Source organism: Duganella sp. CY15W, from assembly GCF_009857555.1.
Lineage (GTDB): Bacteria > Pseudomonadota > Gammaproteobacteria > Burkholderiales > Burkholderiaceae_D > Rugamonas > Rugamonas sacchari.
Map to the genome: position 1 here is coordinate 738,789 of NZ_WWCQ01000001.1, position 20,454 is coordinate 759,242.

A 20,454-nucleotide genomic window follows, 5' to 3' on the forward strand; every position below is an offset into this window, starting at 1 on the left:
GGCGTGCAATGATGCTGAGCGAACGTAACGGAGTATCACCATGACCATCGATATAAGCCAGTTCTACCAGGTCTTTTTCGATGAGGCCGAGGAACTGCTGGCTGAAATGGAACGGCTGCTGCTGGCCGTCAATGTGGAGTCGCCTGATCCGGAAGACCTGAATGCGATCTTCCGCACCGCCCACTCGGTCAAGGGCGGCGCGTCCACGTTCGGCGTGACCGACATGAGCGAAGTCACGCACGTGCTGGAAACCCTGCTGGACCGCATCCGCAAGGGCGAGATGGCGCTGACTTCCGAGCACGTCGACGCCTTCCTGGCCGCCAAGGACATCCTCAAGATGCAACTGGACGGCCACCGCAACGGCAGCGAAGTGGACCAGGACGCCGTCGCCGACGTGCGCATGATGCTGCAATCGCTGGCGCAGGATGTGCCCGTGGTGGCGCTGGCGCCCGTGGCGCCGGCCTTCAATGCGCCGGAAGCCAAGGTGGTCGATCACAGCGGTGGCCGCCGCTACCGGCTGGAATTGCCGGCCATGGCGTACCGCGAAGTGCAGGCGCTTGGCGACGAGCTGGGCCTGATGGGCCACGTCTCGATCACGCCGCTGGACAAGGACCGCAATGCGATGGTGATGACCACGCATGAAAGCCTGGACGACATCATTGCAATCTGCTCGTTCGTGCTGAACCCGGACGAGATGCAAGTCACCGAGCTGCCCAGGCTGGACGACGCCCAGGCGCAAAAGGAAAAAGCCGAGCGCGACCAGGTCGAGAACGACCTCGGCTACGGCTTCTTCGACACCACCGAACTGAAACCGGCCGCGGCCGCAGGCGAAGGCTATGGCTTCTTCCAGCCGCTCGACGAGATCCGCGCCAATGCGGCCGCCGGCAGCGAGGATGCGCAAGGTTACGGCTTCTTCCAGCCGGTGGAGCAGATCCGCGCGGCGGCCGGCATCGTGATCGAGACGCCGCCCGAGGAAGAAAAGAAAGTCGTCAAAAAAGAAGAGAAGGAAAAGGAAAAATCGCCGGCGCCGGGCGCCGAGTCTTCCTCGATCCGGGTATCGATTGAGAAGGTTGACCAGCTGATTAACCTGGTCGGCGAGCTGGTCATCACGCAAGCGATGATCGAGCAGCGCGTCGATACGCTGGACCCGATGGTGCACCAGCGCCTGCTCAACAGCGTCAGCCAGCTGACCCGCAACACGCGTGACTTGCAGGAAGCGGTCATGTCGATCCGCATGATGCCGATGGACTTCGTGTTCTCGCGCTTCCCGCGCATGGTGCGCGACCTCGCCACCAAGCTGGGCAAGAAAGTCGATTTCATCACGAATGGCGCTGCCACCGAGCTGGACAAGGGCCTTATCGAACGCATCGTCGATCCGCTGACCCACCTGGTGCGCAACTCGATCGACCACGGCATTGAAATGCCGGACGTGCGCCGCGCCGCCGGCAAGAGCGACGCCGGCCGCCTGTTCCTGTCGGCCTCGCACCAGGGCGGCAACATCATCATCGAGGTATCGGACGACGGCGGCGGCCTGAATCGTGAGAAGATTCTTGCCAAGGCCCAGCAGAATGGCTTGCCGCTAAGCGACAACATGAGCGATGCGGACGTCTGGCAGCTGATCTTTGCGCCTGGCTTCTCCACCGCCGAAACCGTGACGGACGTATCCGGCCGCGGCGTCGGCATGGACGTGGTCAAGCGTAACATCACGGCCATGGGCGGTGTGGTGGACATCCGTTCAGCCAAGGGCTTTGGCACCACCATCTCGATTTCGCTGCCACTGACGCTGGCGATCCTGGATGGCATGTCGATCCGCGTCGGCGAGGAAATCTACATCCTGCCGCTGGGCTTTGTGATTGAGTCGCTGCAGCCGGTGCCGGAAGACGTCAAGGAAATCAGTGGCAAGGGCCGCGTCATCAAGGTGCGCGGCGAGTACCTGCCGCTGGTGCCGCTGTATCAGATGTTCGACATCACGCCGCGCTTCAATGACCCGTGCAAGGGCATCGTGATCATTGTCGAAACCGATGGCCGCAAGGCCGGCCTGTTTGTCGATGAACTGGTAGGCCAGCAGCAGGTGGTGGTCAAGAACCTGGAGTCCAACTACCGCAAGGTGGCGGGCATCTCCGGCGCAACGATTTTGGGCGATGGCGGCGTGTCGCTGATTCTGGATGTCGCCGCGCTGATACGCTCGTCGCGTCAGCTTGCTGACGAATCGATTTTTTCTTCATAGGGGGCCATCATGGCAGAGATTCAATCCAACGCGGCACATGCCAGCGACATCGCCGGCCACGAATACCTGGCATTCAAGCTGGGCTCGGAAGAGTACGGCATCGACATTCTGAAAGTGCAGGAAATCCGCGGCTACGAAGCCGTGACCCGGATTGCCAATGCACCGGAATTCATTAAGGGCGTGATCAATCTGCGCGGCATCATCATTCCGGTGGTGGACATGCGCATCAAGTTCAACCTGGGCGAGCCGGTGTATGACCAGTTCACTGTGGTCATCATCCTCAACATCAACGGCCGCATTGTCGGCATGGTGGTGGACTCGGTGTCGGACGTGACCACGCTGAGCCCGGAGCAGGTCAAACCGGCGCCGGAAATGGGCACCGCGTTCAGCAGCGATTACATGATCGGCCTGGGCACCATTGATGAGCGTATGCTGATCCTGGTGAACATCGACAAGCTGATGTCCAGCCCGGAAATGGGCTTGATCGAACAACTGGCGGCCTGATCCAGGCCGACTGCCGGCGCCACAGCCCCGCGCCGGCCACGCAAGACTACGGACGCACTCCAAAAAGAAGAGCGCGCCGCCACATCATATAGAGCACAGACATGAGGGGAGAATCACAATGAATTTACGCGACTTCAAAATCGGCGCACGGCTGCGGATCGGGTTCGGCATTATTTTGCTGATCCTGGTGGCGATCGTCCTGATGACCAATTACCTTAATTACAGCAACAAGAGCAAGCTGACCAAGGGATTGGAAACCGCGACGGCCAAGAATCTCGACGCCGGCACCATGAAGAGTGCGATGCTGGAAACCGGTATCGCCATGCGCAATATCGGCTTGCAGTCCGACGTCAGCCTGATGCAGAAGGAAGAGCAGAAGGTGAAGGACCAGCGCGCGCGCTATGACAAGGCGCTCAACGAACTGAAGGCGCAGGGCCTGAATGACGCCGAGAAGAAGGTGCTGGGCGAGATTGCCGCGCTGGATGCCGACACCGATGCGGCGTTCAAGGAAGCCATCGGCCAGATCCTGGCGTTTAACAGCGAAGGCGGCGCCAAGGTGATTTCCGGCCGCATCGACCCGCTCAACACGCAGACGCTGGCCCTGATCAACAAGCTGGTTGACATGCAGCAGGCCAACGCCAAGGAAGTGATGGACGGTTCCGTCACCGCCGACCGTGGCCTGATGGTGGTGCTGTTCGTGCTGGGCGGTATTGCCGTGGCGCTGGGTGTGATCTGCGCCACCGTGATTACCCGTTCGATTACCGGTCCGTTGTCGGGCGCCGTGGGCGTGGCGCAGAAAGTGGCTGCTGGCGAACTGACCTCGCATGTGCACGTGGAAGGCCAGGACGAAACCAGTGAACTGCTGCAGGCGCTCAAGGACATGAACGAGAGCCTGGCCAAGACCGTGGGCGATGTGCGTACCGGTACCGAGCTGATTTCGACCGCGTCGCAGGAAATCGCTTCCGGCAATGCCGACCTGTCGGCCCGCACCGAATCGCAGGCCAGCTCGCTGGAAGAAACCGCGTCCTCGATGGAAGAACTGACCAGCACCGTGAAGCAGAATGCCGACAATGCGCGCCAGGCGAATCAGCTGGCGGTGACGGCGTCGTCGGTGGCAGAGAAGGGCGGCACCGTGGTGTCGCAAGTGGTGCAGACCATGGGCTCGATCACCGAATCCTCGCGCAAGATTGCCGACATTATTTCGGTCATCGATGGCATTGCGTTCCAGACCAACATCCTGGCGCTGAATGCGGCGGTGGAAGCGGCGCGCGCTGGCGAACAGGGCCGCGGCTTTGCGGTGGTGGCCTCGGAAGTGCGTAACCTGGCCCAGCGTTCCGCTGGCGCCGCCAAGGAAATCAAGGAACTCATCAGCGACTCGGTGGAAAAAGTCGACGCTGGCAGCAAGCTGGTGGATGAAGCCGGCCAGACCATGGACCTGATCGTGACCTCGATCCGCCAGGTGGCCGACATCATGGGCGAGATCACTGCCGCGACCCAGGAACAGAGCAACGGCATCGAGGAAGTCAACCAGGCCATCTCGCAGATGGACGAAATGACGCAGCAGAATGCCGCGCTGGTGGAAGAAGCTGCCGCAGCGGCGGAAAGCATGCAGGAGCAGGCCGAGCTGCTGTCGCAGGCGGTCAGCATCTTCAAGCTGTCGCATGACGAGTCGGTGCGCCGTCCGGCACCACGTCCGGCGCCGGCGCCCGTGGTGGCCGCCGCAGCGCCAGCACGCGCGCCGGCGATTGCCGCACCGCGTCCGAAACCGGCCGCCGCCAAGCCTGCCGCACCGAAGAAGGCGCCAGCCGCGCCATCCGGTGGTGACGAGTGGGAAGAGTTTTAAGTTAGCGTGTCACGCCCGCGTCAGCGGGCGTGACGCGGGCATAGTTAGCACAGCCAAAAAGGATTTAACATATGCCGCAATCAAAAGATACGGTCAAAGAATTTGACTTCAACGCCCGCGATTTCGAGCGGGTTCGCGGCCTGATTTACAAGCGCGCCGGCATTTCGCTGGCCGACAGCAAGCAGGAGATGGTCTACAGCCGCCTGGCACGGCGCCTGCGTGCCACCGGCATCGACTCGTTTGCCAAATACCTCGACGACCTGGAAGCCGGGCGGCTCGGGGAAGAGTGGGAGTCGTTCACCAACGCGCTGACCACCAACCTGACCTCCTTCTTCCGTGAAGCCCACCACTTCCCGCTGCTGGCCGACCACATCAAGGGCAAGCGTGAACCGCTGACCATCTGGTGTTCCGCCAGTTCCACCGGTGAAGAACCGTACTCGATCGCCATGACGGTGTGCGAAGCGTTCAATACGCTGACGCCGAACTGCCAGATCGTCGCCACCGACATCGACACCAATGTGCTGGCCCACGCTGCCAACGGCGTCTACACCATGGACCGGCTGGACAAGATGGCGCCGGAACGCCAGCGCCGCTTCTTCCTGAAAGGTAAAGGCGACCGCGAGGGTATGGCGCGCGTGCGTCCGGAATTGCGTAATATGATTACGTTCAAGCAGTTGAATCTGCTGGCGGACGGTTGGCCGATCAGCGGCCAGTTCGACGCGATTTTTTGCCGGAACGTCATGATTTACTTCGACAAGGCGACCCAGCGCAAGATCCTGGCGCGCTTTGTGCCGTTAATGAAACCGGATGCCTTGCTGTTTGCAGGCCATTCGGAGAACTTCCTGTATGTCTCGGAGTCGTTGAAACTGCGCGGCAAGACCGTCTACGAATTGGACGATAACGCTGCGGCCCGCAAAACACCGCAACGCACATGAGAATAAAACATGGACCTCGAACAATTTGCCACGAACGTGTATTACGACAGGACGTTCGACTGCCAGGCCGCCAAGATTTTGCCGGGCGAGTACTACCACACCAACAAGGACATGTTGATTGTGACGGTGCTGGGCTCCTGCGTTTCCGCCTGCATCCGTGACCGGACCACCGGCCTGGGCGGCATGAACCACTTCATGCTGCCGGATGGCGGCGGCGATGCCGGCAGCCCGGTCTCGGCCTCGGCGCGCTACGGCACTTATGCCATGGAAATTCTCATCAACGATCTGCTCAAGGCGGGCGCCAAGCGTGAGAACATGGAGGCCAAGGTGTTTGGCGGCGGCGCCGTGCTCAAGGGCTTCACCGCCATCAACGTTGGCGAGCGCAATGCGGCTTTTGTGCTGAATTTCCTCAAGGTGGAAAAAATCCGCGTGGTGGCGGAAGACCTCAACGACATTTATCCGCGCAAGGTGTACTTCTTCCCGCGCACCGGCAAGGTGCTGGTCAAGAAGCTGATGCAAAGCCATAACGATACACTGGTCAAACGCGAAATCGAATACGCCAGCCGCCTCAAAGTGGCGCCGGTGGGTGGTGAGATTGACCTGTTTTAAATAATAAAAGGTAGTACATATGAAGATCAAAGTCCTGGTGTGCGACGACTCCGCACTGATCCGCAGCGTCATGAGCGAGATCATCAACTCCCAACCGGATATGGAAGTGGTGGGCGTGGCGCCTGACCCGCTGGTCGCGCGCGAACTTATCAAACAGACCAATCCCGATGTGCTGACGCTGGACGTCGAGATGCCGAAAATGGACGGCCTCGACTTCCTGGAAAAACTCATGCGCCTGCGGCCGATGCCGGTGGTGATGGTGTCCTCGCTGACCGAACGCGGTTCGGAAATCACCATGCGCGCGCTGGAGTTGGGCGCGGTCGATTTCGTCACTAAGCCGAAAATCTCGATCCAGGCCGGCATGCGCGAGTACACCGAGCTGATTACCGACAAGATCCGCGCCGCCTCCAAGGCCCGCATCCAGGCGCGCCGCCTGCCGCAGCCAGGCGCGGAGGGCCACACCGCAACACCGCTGTCGGCGCTGCGCAACCCGCTGTTGTCGTCGGAAAAACTGATTATCGTCGGCGCCTCCACTGGTGGCACGGAAGCGATCCGCGAATTCCTGATGCAGATGCCGTCCGACTGCCCGGGCATCCTGATCACCCAGCACATGCCGGAAGGCTTCACGCGCTCGTTTGCCAAGCGCCTGGACTCGCTGTGCAAGATCTCGGTGCAGGAAGCGCAGGGCAATGAACGTGTGCTGCCGGGCCACGCCTACATCGCGCCCGGCCACTCGCACCTGTACCTGACCCGTAGCGGCGCCAACTACATGACCCGCATCGACCAGGCCGAGCCGGTCAACCGTCATCGTCCATCGGTCGATGTGCTGTTCCGTTCCGCCGCACAGTGCGCGGGTAAGAATGCGGTTGGGGTTATCCTGACCGGCATGGGGAAAGATGGTGCAGCGGGCATGCTGGAGATGCGCAACGCCGGGGCGTATAATTTTGCTCAGGACGAGGCGAGTTGCGTGGTATTCGGCATGCCGCGTGAAGCGATCGCAGTGGGGGCAGCGCACGAAGTGGGCGCCTTGCAGGCATTGCCGGGCATGGTGCTGGGTTATCTGGCGCAACACGGGATGCGCGCATTGCGTGTTTAATTGTGCAACTGTGACGTTTTACTGCGACTTTGTTCGCCTTAAAGCAACGAAAATGCTATCCTACAACTTGCTGCCAATTGTAGGCACTATTAACAACCGCGTAGAGAAACAACGGAGCAATTCATGGCTGATCCAAAGATGAAATTTTTAGTTGTTGACGATTTTTCGACGATGCGCCGCATCGTCCGGAATCTGTTAAAAGAACTGGGTTATGCCAATGTCGACGAGGCAGAAGACGGCGTGATGGCGCTGGCCAAGCTGCGTGCTGAGCAGTTCGACTTCGTCGTGTCCGACTGGAACATGCCGAATATGGACGGCCTGACCATGCTGCAAAACATCCGTGCCGATCCGGCGCTGGCCAAACTGCCAGTGTTGATGGTCACTGCTGAAGCGAAAAAGGAAAACATCATTGCGGCAGCCCAGGCTGGCGCAAACGGCTATGTGGTGAAGCCATTCACCGCGGCCACGCTGGATGAAAAACTCAACAAGATCTTCGAGAAACTCGGAGCTTGATGATGTCTGAGCAATACAGCGGCGCCATCGCAGCAGCAGCGGTGGAGCCGAGTGAGGAGTTTTTGTCGCGTATCGGTCACATGACCCGGGCCTTGCATGAAAGCTTACGCGGTCTCGGCCTGGATAAACTGATTGAAAAAGCCGCGTCGGACATCCCCGACGCGCGCGACCGCCTCGATTATGTGGCGCGTCTGAGTGAAGACGCGGCCCAGAAAGTGTTAAACGCCACCGACGCCGCCGGTCCCTTGCAAGACCAGATCAGCGGCGACGCCCGGGAGCTCAGTGCTTCCTGGAACAGCCTGTTGGCGGCAGGCGGAGCAGATGAGTCCTGGCGTGCCCTGGCGCAGCAAACCGTCGCCGCGCTGGATGGCGCCGCTGCCGGTTCCTCGCAGACCAAGTCGCATCTGATGGACATTATGATGGCGCAGGATTTCCAGGATCTGACGGGCCAGGTGATCAAACGGGTCACCTCGATTGCCCAGAATCTGGAACAGCAGCTGGTACAGATGCTGATTGATTTTGCGCCTGAACAATTGAAGAAAGACAGTGACAACGGCTTGCTGAACGGACCGCAAATCGATGCCGGACGCGAAGGCGTGGTGGCTGACCAGGAGCAGGTCGACGACTTGCTGGACAGCCTGGGTTTCTGATTCCTACGGCCCGCTTGTGCGGGCCTTTTTCATGCGACAGCCATGCACCAGACTAATTATCTCGTTCGTGAGCCTTTGCTGGACCCCAGGCAGCGGGTGGTCGGCTATGAGCTGAGCTGGCAGCAGCAGAGCGGCGGTGCGACCTCGACGCTGGAAGCGCTGGAGTCGCTGGTCGGCTTTGTCGCCGGCCAGGTGCTCGATGACGACGGCGACTGGCGCCTGCGCGACAAGATCCTTTTCCTCGAAGCTGTCCCCGCCATGCTGTCGACCGATGCGCTGCACGAACTGCCGCCGGAGCGCACGGTGCTGTCGATCCGCGCTGCCGAGCTGGCCAATCCCGATACCATGGCGGCGGTTCAGGGCTTGCGCGCAGGCGGCGTCGGTGTCCTGCTGCGTGAAGCGGACCTGACCCGCATCGGCACGCGTTTGCCGACCATGGCTTCTTACGTGGAAGTGCGTTTTTCCGGCGCCGATGTGGGGGCGCAGGCCCGCACTTACGCTGCCTTGAAACAATCTACGGTAGGCATGATCGCGCGCCCGGTCAGCAACTGGGCTGATTTTGACGCCTGTGCGGCGCTGGGCCTGAATGCCTTCGTCGGCAAGCTGCACCTGACGCCGCGCCCGTCGACCGATAGCAAGGGGCTCAATCCGGCCCAGACCATCATCATGCAGTTGATGCAGATGGTGCGGCAGAATGCCGACATTGCCCAGCTGGAAGCCGTGCTCAAGCGCGATGCGACGCTGTCATACAAGCTGCTGCGTTTCATCAACTCGGCGGGCTTTGGTGCGGGCAGGGAAGTGCAGTCGCTGCGCCAGGCGCTCACGCTGCTGGGCTATACGCCACTGTACCGCTGGCTGACCCTGCTGCTGGCCACGGCCAGCACGTCGGGCTATTCGCCGGTGCTGCTGGAAACCGCCGTGGTGCGCGGCCGCCTGGCCGAGTTACTGGGACAATCGGCGCTGGGCAAGAGCGAAGCGGAGAATGTGTTCGTGGCGGGTATGTTCTCGCTGCTGGACCGCCTGCTGGGAATCCCGATGGCCGAGGTGCTGGCCAATATCCAGCTGTCGGAAGAAGTGGTCGCCGCGCTGCTGACCCGCAGCGGCAAATATGGGCCTTACCTGGCGCTGGCCGAGGCCTGCGAACTGAACTCCGACCTGGTCGCCTCCCTGGCCGCGAGCCTGAAATTGACGCCATTGGAAGTCAACCAGGCCCACCTCTCAGCGCTCGCCTGGGCACAAAACGTCGCCGCTTGATCTTGCTCAAGCACGATATGCGTGCGCGTTGACGTCCCCGATTGCGCGGCGCATCATGGCCGCATGAACGCGAATTCCGACAGAGAGTATATCGACAACAAGGTGGGCGATGTCCGCACCTCCCTTGAGGACTTGCGCACCACAATGAACGAGCGCTTTGACGCCTTGCGCACCACCATGGATGAGCGCTTCAAAGCGGCCGACGCCAAGCTTGAAGCCATGGCGGCAAAAATCATTGCTGATGTGATCAAGTGGGTTGTCGGACTGTTCGTGACGATGATTGCGCTCACCGTCGGGCTGGTCAGCATTGCGCTGAACCTTATTTTGCGGATGCCTCTGCCAGCGGCGCCACCAGCGGCTCCCGTGCCAGTCGTCAGCACGCCATCCGTCATCATCCAGCTGACACCGCAAGGCGCGACCGTATTGCCGGCCGCGCCTGCGGGAGAACGAAAACCTTAGATTTCCAGATTGTCGATCAGGCGGGTTGTGCCCAGCTTGGCGGCTGCCAGCACGACCAATGGCGTGCCTTGCGCCAGATCGCCAGCGTTCGGTGGTTGCAGATCGTTGCGTTTGCGGATGGAGATGTAATCCGGCTTCCAGCCGCGCTGGGCCAGATCGTCCATGGCCTTGTGCTCAAGCTGGAACACATCCAGATGGCCGGAACGCACTTCATTGGCGACGGCATTCAGCGTCTGGTACAGCGCTGGCGCTTCCGCGCGCTCGCTTGCCGACAGATACATATTGCGCGACGACAGCGCCAGGCCGTCATCGGCACGCCAGGTCTCGGCAGCAATGATCTCGGTCGGCATCGCAAACTGGCGGCTCATGTTACGGATGATCATGAGCTGCTGGTAATCCTTTTTGCCGAACACGGCCACGCGCGGCTGCACGCACGAGAACAGCTTGGTCACCACCGTGCACACGCCGTTGAAGAAGCCCGGACGGAACTCGCCTTCCAGCGTATTGCCCAAACCGTCAGGCGGCTGCACGCGGTATTCCTGCGGCTCCGGATACAGATCCTTCTCGGTCGGCGCGAACAGCACGTAGACGCCTTCTTTTTCCAGCTTCTCGACGTCAGCCTGGAAGGTGCGTGGATATTTGTCGAAGTCTTCGTTCGGGCCGAACTGCAGGCGGTTGACGAAGATCGAGGCTACCACCGGGTCGCCATGCTTGCGCGCCAGGCGCATCAGCGACAGGTGGCCTTCGTGCAGATTGCCCATGGTCGGGACAAACGCGGTACGCAGCTGACCGCTCAGTTGGTCGCGTAGTTCTTCAATGGAGGTGATGATTTTCATGGTGTAGGCTCATTCTTATTGCCGGCTTACGCCGGTGAGTAGGCAAGCCGCACGTAAATAGGTGCGAATGGCTCGGCCTGGGTAATTTCAATCAGGGTTTCTTTGGCCAGCTCCAGCAGCGCGACAAAATTGACGACCACTACCGGCACGCCGCCGGCGACGTCGAACAGGTCGGCAAACTCCACGAAGCGGGTCGATTGCAGACGTCGCAGGATGCCGGTCATGTGCTCGCGCACCGACAGCTCCTCGCGGCTGATTTTGTGATGCTGGGTCAGCTTGGCACGCTTCATCACGTCCAGCCAGGCTTGCTGCAGGTCGCTGGCGACCACCTCGGGCCAACTTGGCGCCAGGCTTTGCTCGATGAAGATCTGGGTACGCACAAAATCGCGGTCCAGTTGCGGGATCGTGTTGAGGTCGTAGGCGGCCAGCTTGATTTGCTCGTATTCCAGCAGACGGCGCACCAGCTCGGCACGCGGGTCATCGGCTTCCACATCCAGGTCCACCTGGCGCTGCGGCAGCAGCATGCGCGATTTAATCTCGATCAGCATGGCCGCCATCAGCAGATACTCGGCCGCCAGCTCCAGATTGGACAGGCGGATCTGGTCGACATACTTCAGGTATTGCAGCGTCAGCTGCGCCATCGGGATGTCGAGGATGTTGAAGTTCTGCTTGCGGATCAGGTAGAGCAGCAGGTCCAGCGGACCTTCAAACGCATCGAGGAAGATTTCCAGCGCGTCTGGCGGGATGTAGAGGTCGGTCGGCAGCTTGAGCAGCGGCTCGCCGTACAGGCGGGCAAGGGAGCCGACTTCGGCGGTGACCGCTGCGGCTTCGTCCGCCGCAGCCTGCGCTGTGGCGTCGTTTGCTGCCTCGCCGGCTTCTGCGGCAACCGCATCCACCGCGTCGGTCGCGACCACAGCACCGGCTGCCGGTGCGCCGTGTTCGGCTTCCGGCACCGGCGGCTGCTGGTCAGCCGTTTCGTCTGGCAACATCCTTGCCGTCCGCGTACTTAAACTTTGTTCTGGTAGACGTAAGCTTGTTGCTTGACGGCCGATTCCAGCTGACGCTGTTGTTCATCCAGCGAGACCGGTGGACGATCCCACAGCAGAGCACGGCCTTGTTGCTGGCCTTCCTCGATGCCTGGATTCTTTTCCTTCAACGCCTTGATGAACAGGGTGTGGTCGGATTCGTACATCGAATGTTGTTTAGAGAGTTTCATATTATCTAAGAGGGTGGATCAGCAGCGGTTATTTTACCGCGCCCCGGCGCTTCAACGCTATTTCTATCGCTCGCAGGACGGAAGGATGGGGTATGCTTTTGCGGATAATGTTGCATGAATATTAAAAATGAACCATCGCCTCACTCCCCGGACCATCTTCCTGCTGACCTTGCCGCCGCTGCTGTGGGCCGGGAATGCCATCGTCGGCCGCCTGGTGCACGACATGCTGCCGCCGGTATTGCTGAATTTTCTACGCTGGTCGATCGCCTTTGTCATCCTGCTGCCGCTGGCCGGGCCGGTGTTCCGGCGCGAAATTGGATTGTGGCGCTATTGGAAGACATACGCCGTGCTGGGTCTGCTGGGCATCGGCATGTACAACGCGCTGCAATACATGGCGCTGCAAAGCTCGACGCCGATCAACGTCACGCTGGTCGCCTCCGGCATGCCGGTGTGGATGATGCTGACCGGCTGGCTGTTCTTTGACGTTCCCGTGAGCCGCAAGCAGGTGGTGGGCGCTGTGCTGTCGATTGCCGGCGTGCTGCTGGTGCTGGCGCGCGGCGAATGGCAGCGTGTGCTGGAGTTGCGGCTGGTGGCGGGCGATCTGTTCATGATACTGGCGACGATCGCCTGGTCGCTGTACAGCTGGCTGCTGCTGCGCGTGAAGGAACCGGCGGCGGTGCGCGCCAACTGGGCCAGTTTCCTGCTGGCGCAGGTGGCGTTTGGCGTGGTCTGGTCGGGCGGCTTTGCGCTCGGTGAGCAGGCGCTGGACGCGATTGCCGTGCAATGGAGCTGGCCGCTGGCTGCGGCGCTGCTGTATGTCGCCACCGGCCCGGCGATTGTCGCCTTCGGCTGCTGGGGCGCAGGCGTGCGCGAGGCTGGGCCATCGGTCGGCGCGTTCTTTGTGAACCTGACGCCGCTGTTCACCGCGCTGCTGTCGTCGGCGTTTCTGGGCGAGGCGCCGCATGGCTATCATGCGGCGGCATTTGCGCTGATTGTAGGCGGAATCGTGGTATCCGCGCGCCGGGGTTAGCCGCCGGTCGCGGCTTTCAGCGCATCGATAAAGACGCGCACCTTCTGCGGCAGGTGCGAGGTGGCGGGATAGACGGCGTGGATCTCGCTTTCCGGCTGCGTCCACTCTGGCAATACCCGCACCAGCCGTCCTGCCGCCACATCCTCCCTGACTGAGAACACGGTCGCGCGCAGCACGCCGTCGCCTGCCAGTGCCGCTGCGCGCGTGGCATAGGCCGTGTTGGAAGAGAACACGGTGTTCTGCATGCGTACTTCCGTCTGGCTGCCGTCGCTGCCGATCAGCGTGAACTGATTCGGCTGCGCCAGCACGGACAGCGACACATAAGGCAGTTGCGGCAGATCGTCCGGTGTGGCTGGCGTGCCGTGGCGGGCAAGGAAGTCCGGGCTGGCCACCAGCCAGCGCGTCAGCTTGTCGATCCGCGTGGCCATATGGCCGGAGTCCGCCAGTTTGCCCAGCCGCACGGTGACGTCGATGCCTTCGGCGATCAGATCGATGATGTGGTCGTGGCAGGTCAGGTCGATCTTCAGCGCCGGATAGCGCGCGCGCAGCTGCGCCAGCACGGGCGACACCACAATAATCCCGTAGTCGATGGGCGAGGCCACGCGCAGCGTGCCTTGCGGCGTATCGCGGCCACTGCGCGCCTGCTCGATGGCCTGCTCGGCCGCCTGCAATAGCTGGCGGCTGGATTCGTAAAAGCTGCGGCCGGCTTCGGTCAGGCTCAGCTTGCGCGTGGAGCGCACCAGCAGACCCACGCCAATTTCCTGTTCCAGCAACTGCATATGTTTGCTGACCATCGATTTGGCGAGCCCCAGCCGCTCGGCGGCAGCGGTCAGCGAGCCGGCCTCGACCACGGCGACAAAGGTGGTCAGGCGGTTGAGGTTGATGGTGCTGAGATCGATCATGCGGCGATTGTACACTTATAGTGGACAGAGATTCCGGTTTTGTCCGGCTTATCAGCACGACCGGCGCTCCCTATACTGGCTTCATCGTTCACTTACCAAGGAGTAATCATGAAACTGTATGGCATCCCACTGTCCGGCCACACCCACCGCGCCCATTTGTTCCTGAACCTGCTGAACCTGCCACATGACTATGTGACGGTCGACCTGCGCAATGGCGAACACAAAAAAGCACCGTTCACGGACATGAACGCGTTTGGCGAAATCCCGGTACTGCAGGACGGCGACGTCACGCTGGCCGATTCCAACGCCATCCTGGTCTACCTGGCGTCGAAATACGACGACACTGGCCGCTGGCTGCCGCGCGATCCGGTTGCCGCCGCCAATGTGCAGCGCTGGCTCTCCATCGCCGCCGGCAAGGTCGCCTACGGCCCGGCCGCTGCGCGCCTGGTGACCGTATTTGGCGCACCGCGCGACCATGAAGCTGCCAAGACCATCGCCGTCAACCTGTTCGACGTGATGGAGCGCGAGCTACAAGGGCGCCGCTGGCTGGTGGGCGATCACGCCAGCATCGCCGATATCGCCGGCTATAGCTACATCGCGCATGCACCGGAAGGTGGCGTGTCGCTGAAACCGTACCCGAACATCCGCGCCTGGCTGGACCACGTGCGCGCGCTGCCAGGCTTCGTCGCCATGCCGGCCAGCCAGGCCGGTCTCGCACCAGAAGAGGTGTAATCATGACTGCCGCCGTAGTGTCCCCATTCCATGCCCAGGAGCTGGAGATTCAGCAGCGCGTAGGCGTGCGTGAACAGATGGCGGGTGCGGCGGCATTCATCCGGGATTACATGCCGGACCAACACCGCGAGTTTTTCGCCGAGCTGCCGTTCTTCTTCCTCGGCGCGCTGGATGTGTCGGGCCAGCCGTGGGCGACCATGCTGGCTGCCGATCCGGGCTTCGTCTCGACGCCAGACGCGCGCACGCTGCACATCAACGGCGGCATGCTGCCGGGCGATCCGCTCACCGGGCAGCTGCATGCGGGCGACCACGTGGGCGGCCTGGGACTGGCGCCAACCACACGCCGTCGCAACCGCGTCAACGGTGAAGTCGTGGCGGCTCATGATGGTGCGCTGCGCATCGCCGTCACGCAGAGCTTCGGCAACTGTCCGCAGTACATCCAGCATCGCCAGCACACGCCGGTTGTGCCGGGGACGCATGCAGTGCAGGTATTGCGCAGTGCGTCGCTGACGGCGGCGGACCGCGAATTGATCGCGCGCGCCGACACGTTCTTCATCGCCAGCGCCAATCTGGCGGCCGACGCGGGCCGTGGGCGCGGCGTGGATGTATCGCACCGTGGTGGCCGTCCGGGCTTCGTGCGCGTGGACGACGAGCACACGTTGACGGCGCCCGAATTTGTCGGCAACTTCTTCTTCAATACCATGGGCAATCTGCTGGCGCATCCGCGTGCCGGCCTGCTGTTCATCGACTTCGAACGCGGCGACATGCTTCATCTGGCCGTGGAGGGCGAGATCATCTGGGACGGTCCGCAACTGCAAGCCTTTGCCGGTGCGGAGCGCCTGCTGCGCTTCCATGTGCGCGAAGTGGTGCGCAATGTCGGCGCGCTGCCGTTCCGCTGGACCGATCCGCAACCCGCCATGCAGCTGGCGCGCACCGGCAACTGGAGCGAAGCAGATCGCACGCAGGCTGCGGCCTCCCTGACCACCAGCTGGCGGCCGTTCAATGTCGTCGACGTGGTTCAGGAAAGCAGCGACGTACGCTCCTTCTACTTTGAACCTGCGGATGGCCTGGGCGTTGCGGCCCATGTGCCGGGACAGTTCGTGTCCCTGCGCGTGCCCGATTGGGCGGGCGATGGCGCGGCGTCGCAGATACGCAGCTATACCATTTCCGATGCACCCGATGGCCGTCGTTACCGCATCAGCGTCAAGCGCCAGGGCCTGGTGTCGTCATGGCTGCACGCACACCTCGCACCGGGCGCGCAGATTGAACTGATGGGACCTGGCGGTGACTTTACGTTTGAGGAGGGCACGCAGCGGCCCGTGGTGATGCTGTCGGCCGGTATTGGCATCACTCCCATGATCGCCATGTTGAATGGCTTGCTGGTCAACGGCAGCCGCACGCGGCACAAGCATCCGATCTATTTCGTGCACGGTGCGCGCGAGGTTGCGCATCCGTTTACGGTGCATCTGCAAACGCTGGCGGCGGGGCATAACAACCTGGCGGTGCACGTGCAGCAGAAACGCATCGACATCAAGGTGCTCAAGGAGCTGCTGCCGTTTGATGATTACGATTTCTACCTGTGCGGTCCGGCCGGATTCATGCAGGATATGTACGAGGGACTGCGCCAGCTGAATGTCGCCGATGAGCGCATCCGCTTTGAAGCATTCGGTCCGGCCAGTGTACGCCGCAGCGGTGCAGCCAATGCGCCGGCCGTGTCAACGGCGACCGGGCCGGTGCCGGTGCGCTTCGTCCGTTCGGGCATTGAGGCCACATGGGATGGCTCGCACGGCAGCCTGCTGGAACTGGCCGAAGCCAATGGCGTCGCCGCGCCTTCGGGTTGCCGCTCAGGCTTGTGCGGCTCGTGCGCGGTAGGGCTGGAAGCGGGCGATGTCGCTTACACCCGCACCTGCGGCTCCCAGCCGGCAGCAGGGCAGGTACTGCTGTGTTCTACCGCCCCGCGTGCAGGCGCCAGCGAGATTGTGCTGGCGCTGTAAGGCTTAACGCTGCGTTTTGGTGGTGTTATCGCAGTCCGCGCGGACCGTGTCGGCTGGCGTGGTCGAGTTGCCATCGGTATGGGCCTGGTTGCAGTCCATCTTGGTGCGGTCACTTTTCTTCATCTTCGAGTGTTTTGCGTTCTTGGCCGGCGCGGTGTTCTGCATATTGCTGTTGTTCTGCATGGTGGTGGCGTTTTGCTCGCCGCTGTTAGCCATGCTCTGGCCCTTGGTTGGCGTGCCGGTATTGCTGGTGCCGGAAGGTTGCGTCTGCGCGATGGCGGCGCTGCTCAGGCATAGCGTTGCGATACATGCAATGGCTTTGATATTCATGGCTGTCTCCTGGTTAAAGTAGGGCCATTTTTTCATGACCGGTCCATGCGCCGCGTAGGAGCACGCCTTGCGTGGCGGTCGGACGTCAACCCAGTGACTTGATGTAGCGCGGATCGACCTGCGCGCAATAGCTGGCGCACGACTGGCGCGCGGCGTTGGCGGCCGCATGCACCAGCATCTCGGCATTGGAGTGGAAACACATGGACACGATAATCGACGGCGGCTCCGGCTGCACCGGCAGCTCGACAAATTCGCCACTGTCGAGCAGACCCGCGACAAACAGGCTGGGGATCGCCGCCACGCCATAACCATCTTTCATGAGCTGAACAATCGCCGCCACCGACGGCGAGCAGGTGATGCGCGTCTGCTCCAGCGGCATCATGGCCAGATTCGCCATCTTGCTGACGATTTCCTCCAGCATGCGGTGCGGCGCCGTGCCGCGTCCGAAGGTGAGGATAGGCAGCTGCAACAGGCGCTGGTTCAAGCCCTCCTTGCGCGGATCGAGCAGGCCTTTGCGGGCGATCCAGTGCAGCGGATAGACCGCCAGCGCTTCGGAAACGATGTCGCTGCTTTCCACGCCCTCCACCTGAATCACCAGGTCCAGCTCACGCGCGCGCAGGCGGCGCTCCAGCACATTGCTCATATCGACCGCCAGATCGACTTCCATCTCCGGATACACGGCATTCAGTTCGCGGATGTACTGCGCCAGCCAGCTATGCACCACCGATTCAATCACGCCGACCCGCAAACGGCCACGTACTGCACTGTCCTTGTGCGCTGCAGCCTGCAGGCGCCGTGTCGCGTCAACCACGGCCTTGGCATGGCCCAGCAGGTATTCGGCATTGGCGGTGAGGCGAAAGTCCTTGCTGCTACGGTCGATGAGTTCCGTTTGCAGCTCTTCCTCCAGCGTCTTGATACGCAGGGAGATGGCAGCGGGCGTGGCGTGCAGTGCCTGCGCGGTAGCACGAAAGCTGCGCAGCTGGGCCAGGATGACGAAAGTCTCCAGAAAGCGGGTATTCATGCAACAAGAATACCTTAACCTCATGCACCAGGATAGCGCAGAGTGGTAAGAAAAACTAAACAACAACATCAACAATAACTAGATAGCCTGTGTGGTTATTCGAGATTATTCTTGTCTCATGCAGTTTTAATATGATTGAGCGAGCCAGCCATGACACCACTTGAATTGCGCCAGCAGGTCCGTAGCGGCGCCTTCCGCCAGCCCACCGCAGGTTATTGCGGTCCATACGCCCAGGCCAACCTGGTGATCCTGCCGCAGCAGCATGCCAACGACTTCCTGCTGTTCAGCCAACGCAACCAGCGTGCGTGCCCGCTACTGGCGGTGGGGGAGCCGGGCCAATGGCATCTGCCGCGTCTGGGCCAGGACCTCGACATCCGCAGCGACACGCCGGGTTACAACATCTACCGCGAAGGCAAGCTGGAAGAACAAACCTATACGCTGCATGAGGTCTGGCGCGATGACATGGTGGTGTTTGCGATTGGCTGCTCGTTCTCGTTCGAGCACATGCTGCAGGAAGCGGGCATCCACCTGCGTCACGTCGAGCAGCGCCGCAATGTCGCCATGTTCCGCACCAATATCCGCAACCAGCCTGCCGGGCCGTTTGGCGGCGAGATGGTGGTATCGATGCGGCCGATGAAAGCGGCCGACGCCATCCGCGCGATTCAAATTACCAGCCGCTATCCCGCAGTCCACGGCGCGCCGGTCCATCTGGGCGACCCAGGTTTGATCGGCATTGCCGACATTATGCGGCCGGATTACGGCGATGCAGTCGAGATCATGCCTGACGAAGTCCCGGTGTTCTGGGCTTGCGGCGTCACGCCGCAGGAAGCCATACGCCACGCGCGCCTGCCGCTGGTGATTACCCACCAGCCGGGCTACATGCTGGTAACCGACATACCCAATTCTTCACTCGCAGCTTTTTAATCTAAAAAAACCGCGCAGTACCACAACGGTCCAGCACTGCTGGCCCGAACGGGGACGGCTGCGCCTTCAAAAAGGGAGACAACCATGAATACACGAGCACTCAGCACGGACCAGCGGGAAGGATTCTTTTCCTGGTTCTTCGCCTTGACGGGCAAGGAGCGGCGTACCTTCTGGAGCTGCAAAATCGGCTACGCGCTGGATGCGATGGACACGCAGTTCCTCAGCTTCGTGATTCCAACACTGATCGCCACCTGGGGCCTGTCCAAGGGCGACGCGGGTTTAATCGGCACGGTGACGCTGCTGACGTCCGCAGCAGGCGGCTGGATCGCCGGCATCCTGTCAGACCGCATCGGGCGCGTGAAAGCGCTGCAAATTACGATTCTGTGGTTTGCCTTCTTCACCGTGCTATGCGGCCTGGCGCAGAACTTTACGCAGCTGTTGTGGGCGCGCGGCCTGATGGGCTTTGGCATGGGCGGCGAATGGACCGCAGGCGCCATCCTCATCGGCGAAGTAATCCGCGCCAAGGATCGCGGAAAGGCGGTCGGCATGGTGCAGGCGGGATGGGCGATCGGCTGGGGCGTATCCGCACTGCTGTATGCGCTGATGTTCTCGCTGCTGCCGCCGGAATGGGCGTGGCGCTCGCTGTTCCTGCTGGGGATCTTGCCTGCGCTGTTCGTCATCTTCATTCGCCGCTTTGTCGATGAGCCGGAAGTGTTCGTGGCCGAGAAGAAGAAAGCGGCGCGTGCCGAAGGCCAGCCATCGTTCTGGCAGATCTTCTCGCCCAAGATGTTGAGTGTAACCCTGCGTGCCGTGCTGCTGACCACTGGCGCCCAGGGCGGCTACTACGCCATCACCACCTGGCTGCCCACCTTCCTCAAGACCGAGCGTCACTTGACGGTGCTGGGTACCGGTGGCTACCTGGCCATGGTGATTGTGGGCTCCTATGCCGGTTACATCGTCAGCGCCTTCCTGACCGATTACCTTGGCCGCAAAAAGAACTTCATCCTGTTCGCTACCGGTTCAATGTGCATCGCGCTGGCTTACACCCGTTTGCCGGTGACCGACGGCGTGATGCTGTTCCTCGGCTTCCCGCTGGGCTTCTGCGTGTCCGGTGTGTTCAGCGGCATGGGCGCGTTCTTGACGGAGCTGTTCCCGACCGCCATCCGTGGCTCGGGCCAGGGCTTCAGCTACAACATGGGCCGCGCAGTCGGTTCGCTGTTCCCGCTCATGATCGGCATGAGCAGCCAGTCGATGGCGCTGGGTGAAGCCATCGGCATCTTCGCCGGCACAGCATACGCCGTCATGATCCTGGCGGCGCTGACACTGCCGGAAACCGCCGGCAAACAACTCGAATCCTGATTACAGACTTAAAGGCATCA

21 protein-coding genes are annotated in these 20,454 nt (G+C 61.6%); 15 read left to right on the plus strand and 6 right to left on the minus strand.

Annotation, left to right across the window (positions count from 1 at the left end):
* Positions 1-40 precede the first annotated feature (40 nt).
* From cheA to GTP58_RS03525, 10 genes are all read left to right on the plus strand, one after another.
* Positions 41-2,227: a chemotaxis protein CheA gene (cheA, locus tag GTP58_RS03480; protein WP_161076276.1), complete on the plus strand. Its 2,187-nt coding sequence runs from the start codon at positions 41-43 to the stop codon at positions 2,225-2,227.
* A gap of 9 nt (positions 2,228-2,236) precedes the next feature.
* Positions 2,237-2,731, plus strand: a complete 495-nt coding sequence (locus tag GTP58_RS03485; RefSeq protein ID WP_161076277.1) for a chemotaxis protein CheW — start codon at positions 2,237-2,239, stop codon at positions 2,729-2,731.
* A gap of 118 nt (positions 2,732-2,849) precedes the next feature.
* Positions 2,850-4,574: a methyl-accepting chemotaxis protein gene (locus GTP58_RS03490; protein ID WP_161076278.1), complete on the plus strand. Its 1,725-nt coding sequence runs from the start codon at positions 2,850-2,852 to the stop codon at positions 4,572-4,574.
* 71 nt (positions 4,575-4,645) lie between these two features.
* A complete protein-coding gene (locus tag GTP58_RS03495) occupies positions 4,646-5,509 on the plus strand; it encodes a CheR family methyltransferase (RefSeq protein WP_072780415.1) in 864 nt (287 codons plus the stop codon).
* Between the two features lie 9 nt (positions 5,510-5,518).
* Complete coding sequence (cheD, locus tag GTP58_RS03500) at positions 5,519-6,118, plus strand: chemoreceptor glutamine deamidase CheD (protein ID WP_072780414.1); 600 nt, start codon at positions 5,519-5,521, stop codon at positions 6,116-6,118.
* 19 nt (positions 6,119-6,137) lie between these two features.
* Positions 6,138-7,214, plus strand: coding sequence for a chemotaxis response regulator protein-glutamate methylesterase (locus tag GTP58_RS03505; protein ID WP_072780412.1), 1,077 nt, complete (start codon positions 6,138-6,140; stop codon positions 7,212-7,214).
* Between the two features lie 123 nt (positions 7,215-7,337).
* Positions 7,338-7,727, plus strand: coding sequence for a chemotaxis response regulator CheY (cheY, locus tag GTP58_RS03510; RefSeq protein WP_028104141.1), 390 nt, complete (start codon positions 7,338-7,340; stop codon positions 7,725-7,727).
* Between the two features lie 2 nt (positions 7,728-7,729).
* Complete coding sequence (cheZ, locus tag GTP58_RS03515) at positions 7,730-8,377, plus strand: protein phosphatase CheZ (RefSeq protein WP_072781511.1); 648 nt, start codon at positions 7,730-7,732, stop codon at positions 8,375-8,377.
* A gap of 42 nt (positions 8,378-8,419) precedes the next feature.
* Positions 8,420-9,631, plus strand: coding sequence for an EAL and HDOD domain-containing protein (locus GTP58_RS03520; protein ID WP_161076279.1), 1,212 nt, complete (start codon positions 8,420-8,422; stop codon positions 9,629-9,631).
* A 63-nt stretch (positions 9,632-9,694) separates the two neighbouring features.
* Complete coding sequence (locus GTP58_RS03525) at positions 9,695-10,090, plus strand: hypothetical protein (protein WP_161076280.1); 396 nt, start codon at positions 9,695-9,697, stop codon at positions 10,088-10,090.
* Here GTP58_RS03525 and panC read toward each other — a convergent pair.
* From panC to GTP58_RS03540, 3 genes are read right to left on the minus strand one after another with little or no spacing between them, the layout of a single operon-like run.
* The gene (gene panC, locus GTP58_RS03530; RefSeq protein WP_072780408.1) at positions 10,087-10,926 is read right to left on the minus strand and encodes a pantoate--beta-alanine ligase; all 840 of its coding nucleotides are present in this window, start codon (positions 10,924-10,926) and stop codon (positions 10,087-10,089) included. The two genes, GTP58_RS03525 and panC, sit on opposite strands and share 4 nt — an antisense overlap.
* Before the next feature lie 26 nt (positions 10,927-10,952).
* Positions 10,953-11,915 carry a ScpA family protein gene (locus GTP58_RS03535; RefSeq protein WP_229215408.1) on the minus strand — a complete coding sequence of 321 codons (963 nt, stop codon included), beginning with the start codon at positions 11,913-11,915 and terminating at the stop codon, positions 10,953-10,955.
* A gap of 17 nt (positions 11,916-11,932) precedes the next feature.
* A complete protein-coding gene (locus tag GTP58_RS03540; protein ID WP_072780405.1) occupies positions 11,933-12,142 on the minus strand; it encodes a DUF3460 family protein in 210 nt (69 codons plus the stop codon).
* A 127-nt stretch (positions 12,143-12,269) separates the two neighbouring features.
* On the opposite strand from GTP58_RS03540, the gene GTP58_RS03545 reads away from it, so the two are divergent.
* A complete protein-coding gene (locus tag GTP58_RS03545; protein ID WP_161076281.1) occupies positions 12,270-13,172 on the plus strand; it encodes a DMT family transporter in 903 nt (300 codons plus the stop codon).
* Here the strand turns inward: GTP58_RS03545 and GTP58_RS03550 are convergent.
* Positions 13,169-14,074 carry a LysR family transcriptional regulator gene (locus GTP58_RS03550; protein ID WP_161076282.1) on the minus strand — a complete coding sequence of 302 codons (906 nt, stop codon included), beginning with the start codon at positions 14,072-14,074 and terminating at the stop codon, positions 13,169-13,171. The two genes, GTP58_RS03545 and GTP58_RS03550, sit on opposite strands and share 4 nt — an antisense overlap.
* A gap of 108 nt (positions 14,075-14,182) precedes the next feature.
* Between GTP58_RS03550 and GTP58_RS03555 the strand changes: the two genes are divergently transcribed.
* Together GTP58_RS03555 and GTP58_RS03560 are read left to right on the plus strand one after the other, a co-directional pair.
* Positions 14,183-14,806 carry a glutathione S-transferase family protein gene (locus GTP58_RS03555; RefSeq protein WP_161076283.1) on the plus strand — a complete coding sequence of 208 codons (624 nt, stop codon included), beginning with the start codon at positions 14,183-14,185 and terminating at the stop codon, positions 14,804-14,806.
* Between the two features lie 2 nt (positions 14,807-14,808).
* The gene (locus tag GTP58_RS03560; protein ID WP_161076284.1) at positions 14,809-16,800 is read left to right on the plus strand and encodes a pyridoxamine 5'-phosphate oxidase family protein; all 1,992 of its coding nucleotides are present in this window, start codon (positions 14,809-14,811) and stop codon (positions 16,798-16,800) included.
* Between the two features lie 3 nt (positions 16,801-16,803).
* On the opposite strand, the gene GTP58_RS03565 is transcribed toward GTP58_RS03560, so the two are convergent.
* On the minus strand, positions 16,804-17,130 hold the full coding sequence (locus GTP58_RS03565; protein ID WP_139260312.1) for a hypothetical protein: 327 nt from the start codon (positions 17,128-17,130) through the stop codon (positions 16,804-16,806).
* A gap of 85 nt (positions 17,131-17,215) precedes the next feature.
* The gene (locus GTP58_RS03570; RefSeq protein WP_072780395.1) at positions 17,216-18,151 is read right to left on the minus strand and encodes a LysR family transcriptional regulator; all 936 of its coding nucleotides are present in this window, start codon (positions 18,149-18,151) and stop codon (positions 17,216-17,218) included.
* A 150-nt stretch (positions 18,152-18,301) separates the two neighbouring features.
* On the opposite strand from GTP58_RS03570, the gene GTP58_RS03575 reads away from it, so the two are divergent.
* Positions 18,302-19,075 carry a putative hydro-lyase gene (locus GTP58_RS03575; RefSeq protein WP_161076285.1) on the plus strand — a complete coding sequence of 258 codons (774 nt, stop codon included), beginning with the start codon at positions 18,302-18,304 and terminating at the stop codon, positions 19,073-19,075.
* Between the two features lie 84 nt (positions 19,076-19,159).
* Positions 19,160-20,434 (plus strand): MFS transporter, encoded by a 1,275-nt coding sequence (locus tag GTP58_RS03580; RefSeq protein WP_161076286.1) that lies wholly within the window; start codon positions 19,160-19,162, stop codon positions 20,432-20,434.
* Positions 20,435-20,454: the final 20 nt, after the last annotated feature.

What these genes read in the sequence shown, in the direction of transcription:
- GTP58_RS03550 (WP_161076282.1), bottom strand. Translation starts at nt 14,074, where the DNA reads ATGATCGATCTCAGCACCATCAACCTCAACCGCCTGACCACCTTTGTC.
- GTP58_RS03565 (WP_139260312.1), bottom strand. Translation starts at nt 17,130, where the DNA reads ATGAATATCAAAGCCATTGCATGTATCGCAACGCTATGCCTGAGCAGC.
- GTP58_RS03485 (WP_161076277.1), top strand. Translation starts at nt 2,237, where the DNA reads ATGGCAGAGATTCAATCCAACGCGGCACATGCCAGCGACATCGCCGGC.
- GTP58_RS03490 (WP_161076278.1), top strand. Translation starts at nt 2,850, where the DNA reads ATGAATTTACGCGACTTCAAAATCGGCGCACGGCTGCGGATCGGGTTC.
- GTP58_RS03575 (WP_161076285.1), top strand. Translation starts at nt 18,302, where the DNA reads ATGACACCACTTGAATTGCGCCAGCAGGTCCGTAGCGGCGCCTTCCGC.
- GTP58_RS03570 (WP_072780395.1), bottom strand. Translation starts at nt 18,151, where the DNA reads ATGAATACCCGCTTTCTGGAGACTTTCGTCATCCTGGCCCAGCTGCGC.
- GTP58_RS03540 (WP_072780405.1), bottom strand. Translation starts at nt 12,142, where the DNA reads ATGAAACTCTCTAAACAACATTCGATGTACGAATCCGACCACACCCTG.
- panC (WP_072780408.1), bottom strand. Translation starts at nt 10,926, where the DNA reads ATGAAAATCATCACCTCCATTGAAGAACTACGCGACCAACTGAGCGGT.
- GTP58_RS03525 (WP_161076280.1), top strand. Translation starts at nt 9,695, where the DNA reads ATGAACGCGAATTCCGACAGAGAGTATATCGACAACAAGGTGGGCGAT.
- GTP58_RS03555 (WP_161076283.1), top strand. Translation starts at nt 14,183, where the DNA reads ATGAAACTGTATGGCATCCCACTGTCCGGCCACACCCACCGCGCCCAT.
- cheA (WP_161076276.1), top strand. Translation starts at nt 41, where the DNA reads ATGACCATCGATATAAGCCAGTTCTACCAGGTCTTTTTCGATGAGGCC.
- cheD (WP_072780414.1), top strand. Translation starts at nt 5,519, where the DNA reads ATGGACCTCGAACAATTTGCCACGAACGTGTATTACGACAGGACGTTC.
- cheY (WP_028104141.1), top strand. Translation starts at nt 7,338, where the DNA reads ATGGCTGATCCAAAGATGAAATTTTTAGTTGTTGACGATTTTTCGACG.
- GTP58_RS03580 (WP_161076286.1), top strand. Translation starts at nt 19,160, where the DNA reads ATGAATACACGAGCACTCAGCACGGACCAGCGGGAAGGATTCTTTTCC.
- GTP58_RS03505 (WP_072780412.1), top strand. Translation starts at nt 6,138, where the DNA reads ATGAAGATCAAAGTCCTGGTGTGCGACGACTCCGCACTGATCCGCAGC.
- GTP58_RS03545 (WP_161076281.1), top strand. Translation starts at nt 12,270, where the DNA reads ATGAACCATCGCCTCACTCCCCGGACCATCTTCCTGCTGACCTTGCCG.
- GTP58_RS03495 (WP_072780415.1), top strand. Translation starts at nt 4,646, where the DNA reads ATGCCGCAATCAAAAGATACGGTCAAAGAATTTGACTTCAACGCCCGC.
- GTP58_RS03520 (WP_161076279.1), top strand. Translation starts at nt 8,420, where the DNA reads ATGCACCAGACTAATTATCTCGTTCGTGAGCCTTTGCTGGACCCCAGG.
- GTP58_RS03535 (WP_229215408.1), bottom strand. Translation starts at nt 11,915, where the DNA reads ATGTTGCCAGACGAAACGGCTGACCAGCAGCCGCCGGTGCCGGAAGCC.
- GTP58_RS03560 (WP_161076284.1), top strand. Translation starts at nt 14,809, where the DNA reads ATGACTGCCGCCGTAGTGTCCCCATTCCATGCCCAGGAGCTGGAGATT.
- cheZ (WP_072781511.1), top strand. Translation starts at nt 7,730, where the DNA reads ATGTCTGAGCAATACAGCGGCGCCATCGCAGCAGCAGCGGTGGAGCCG.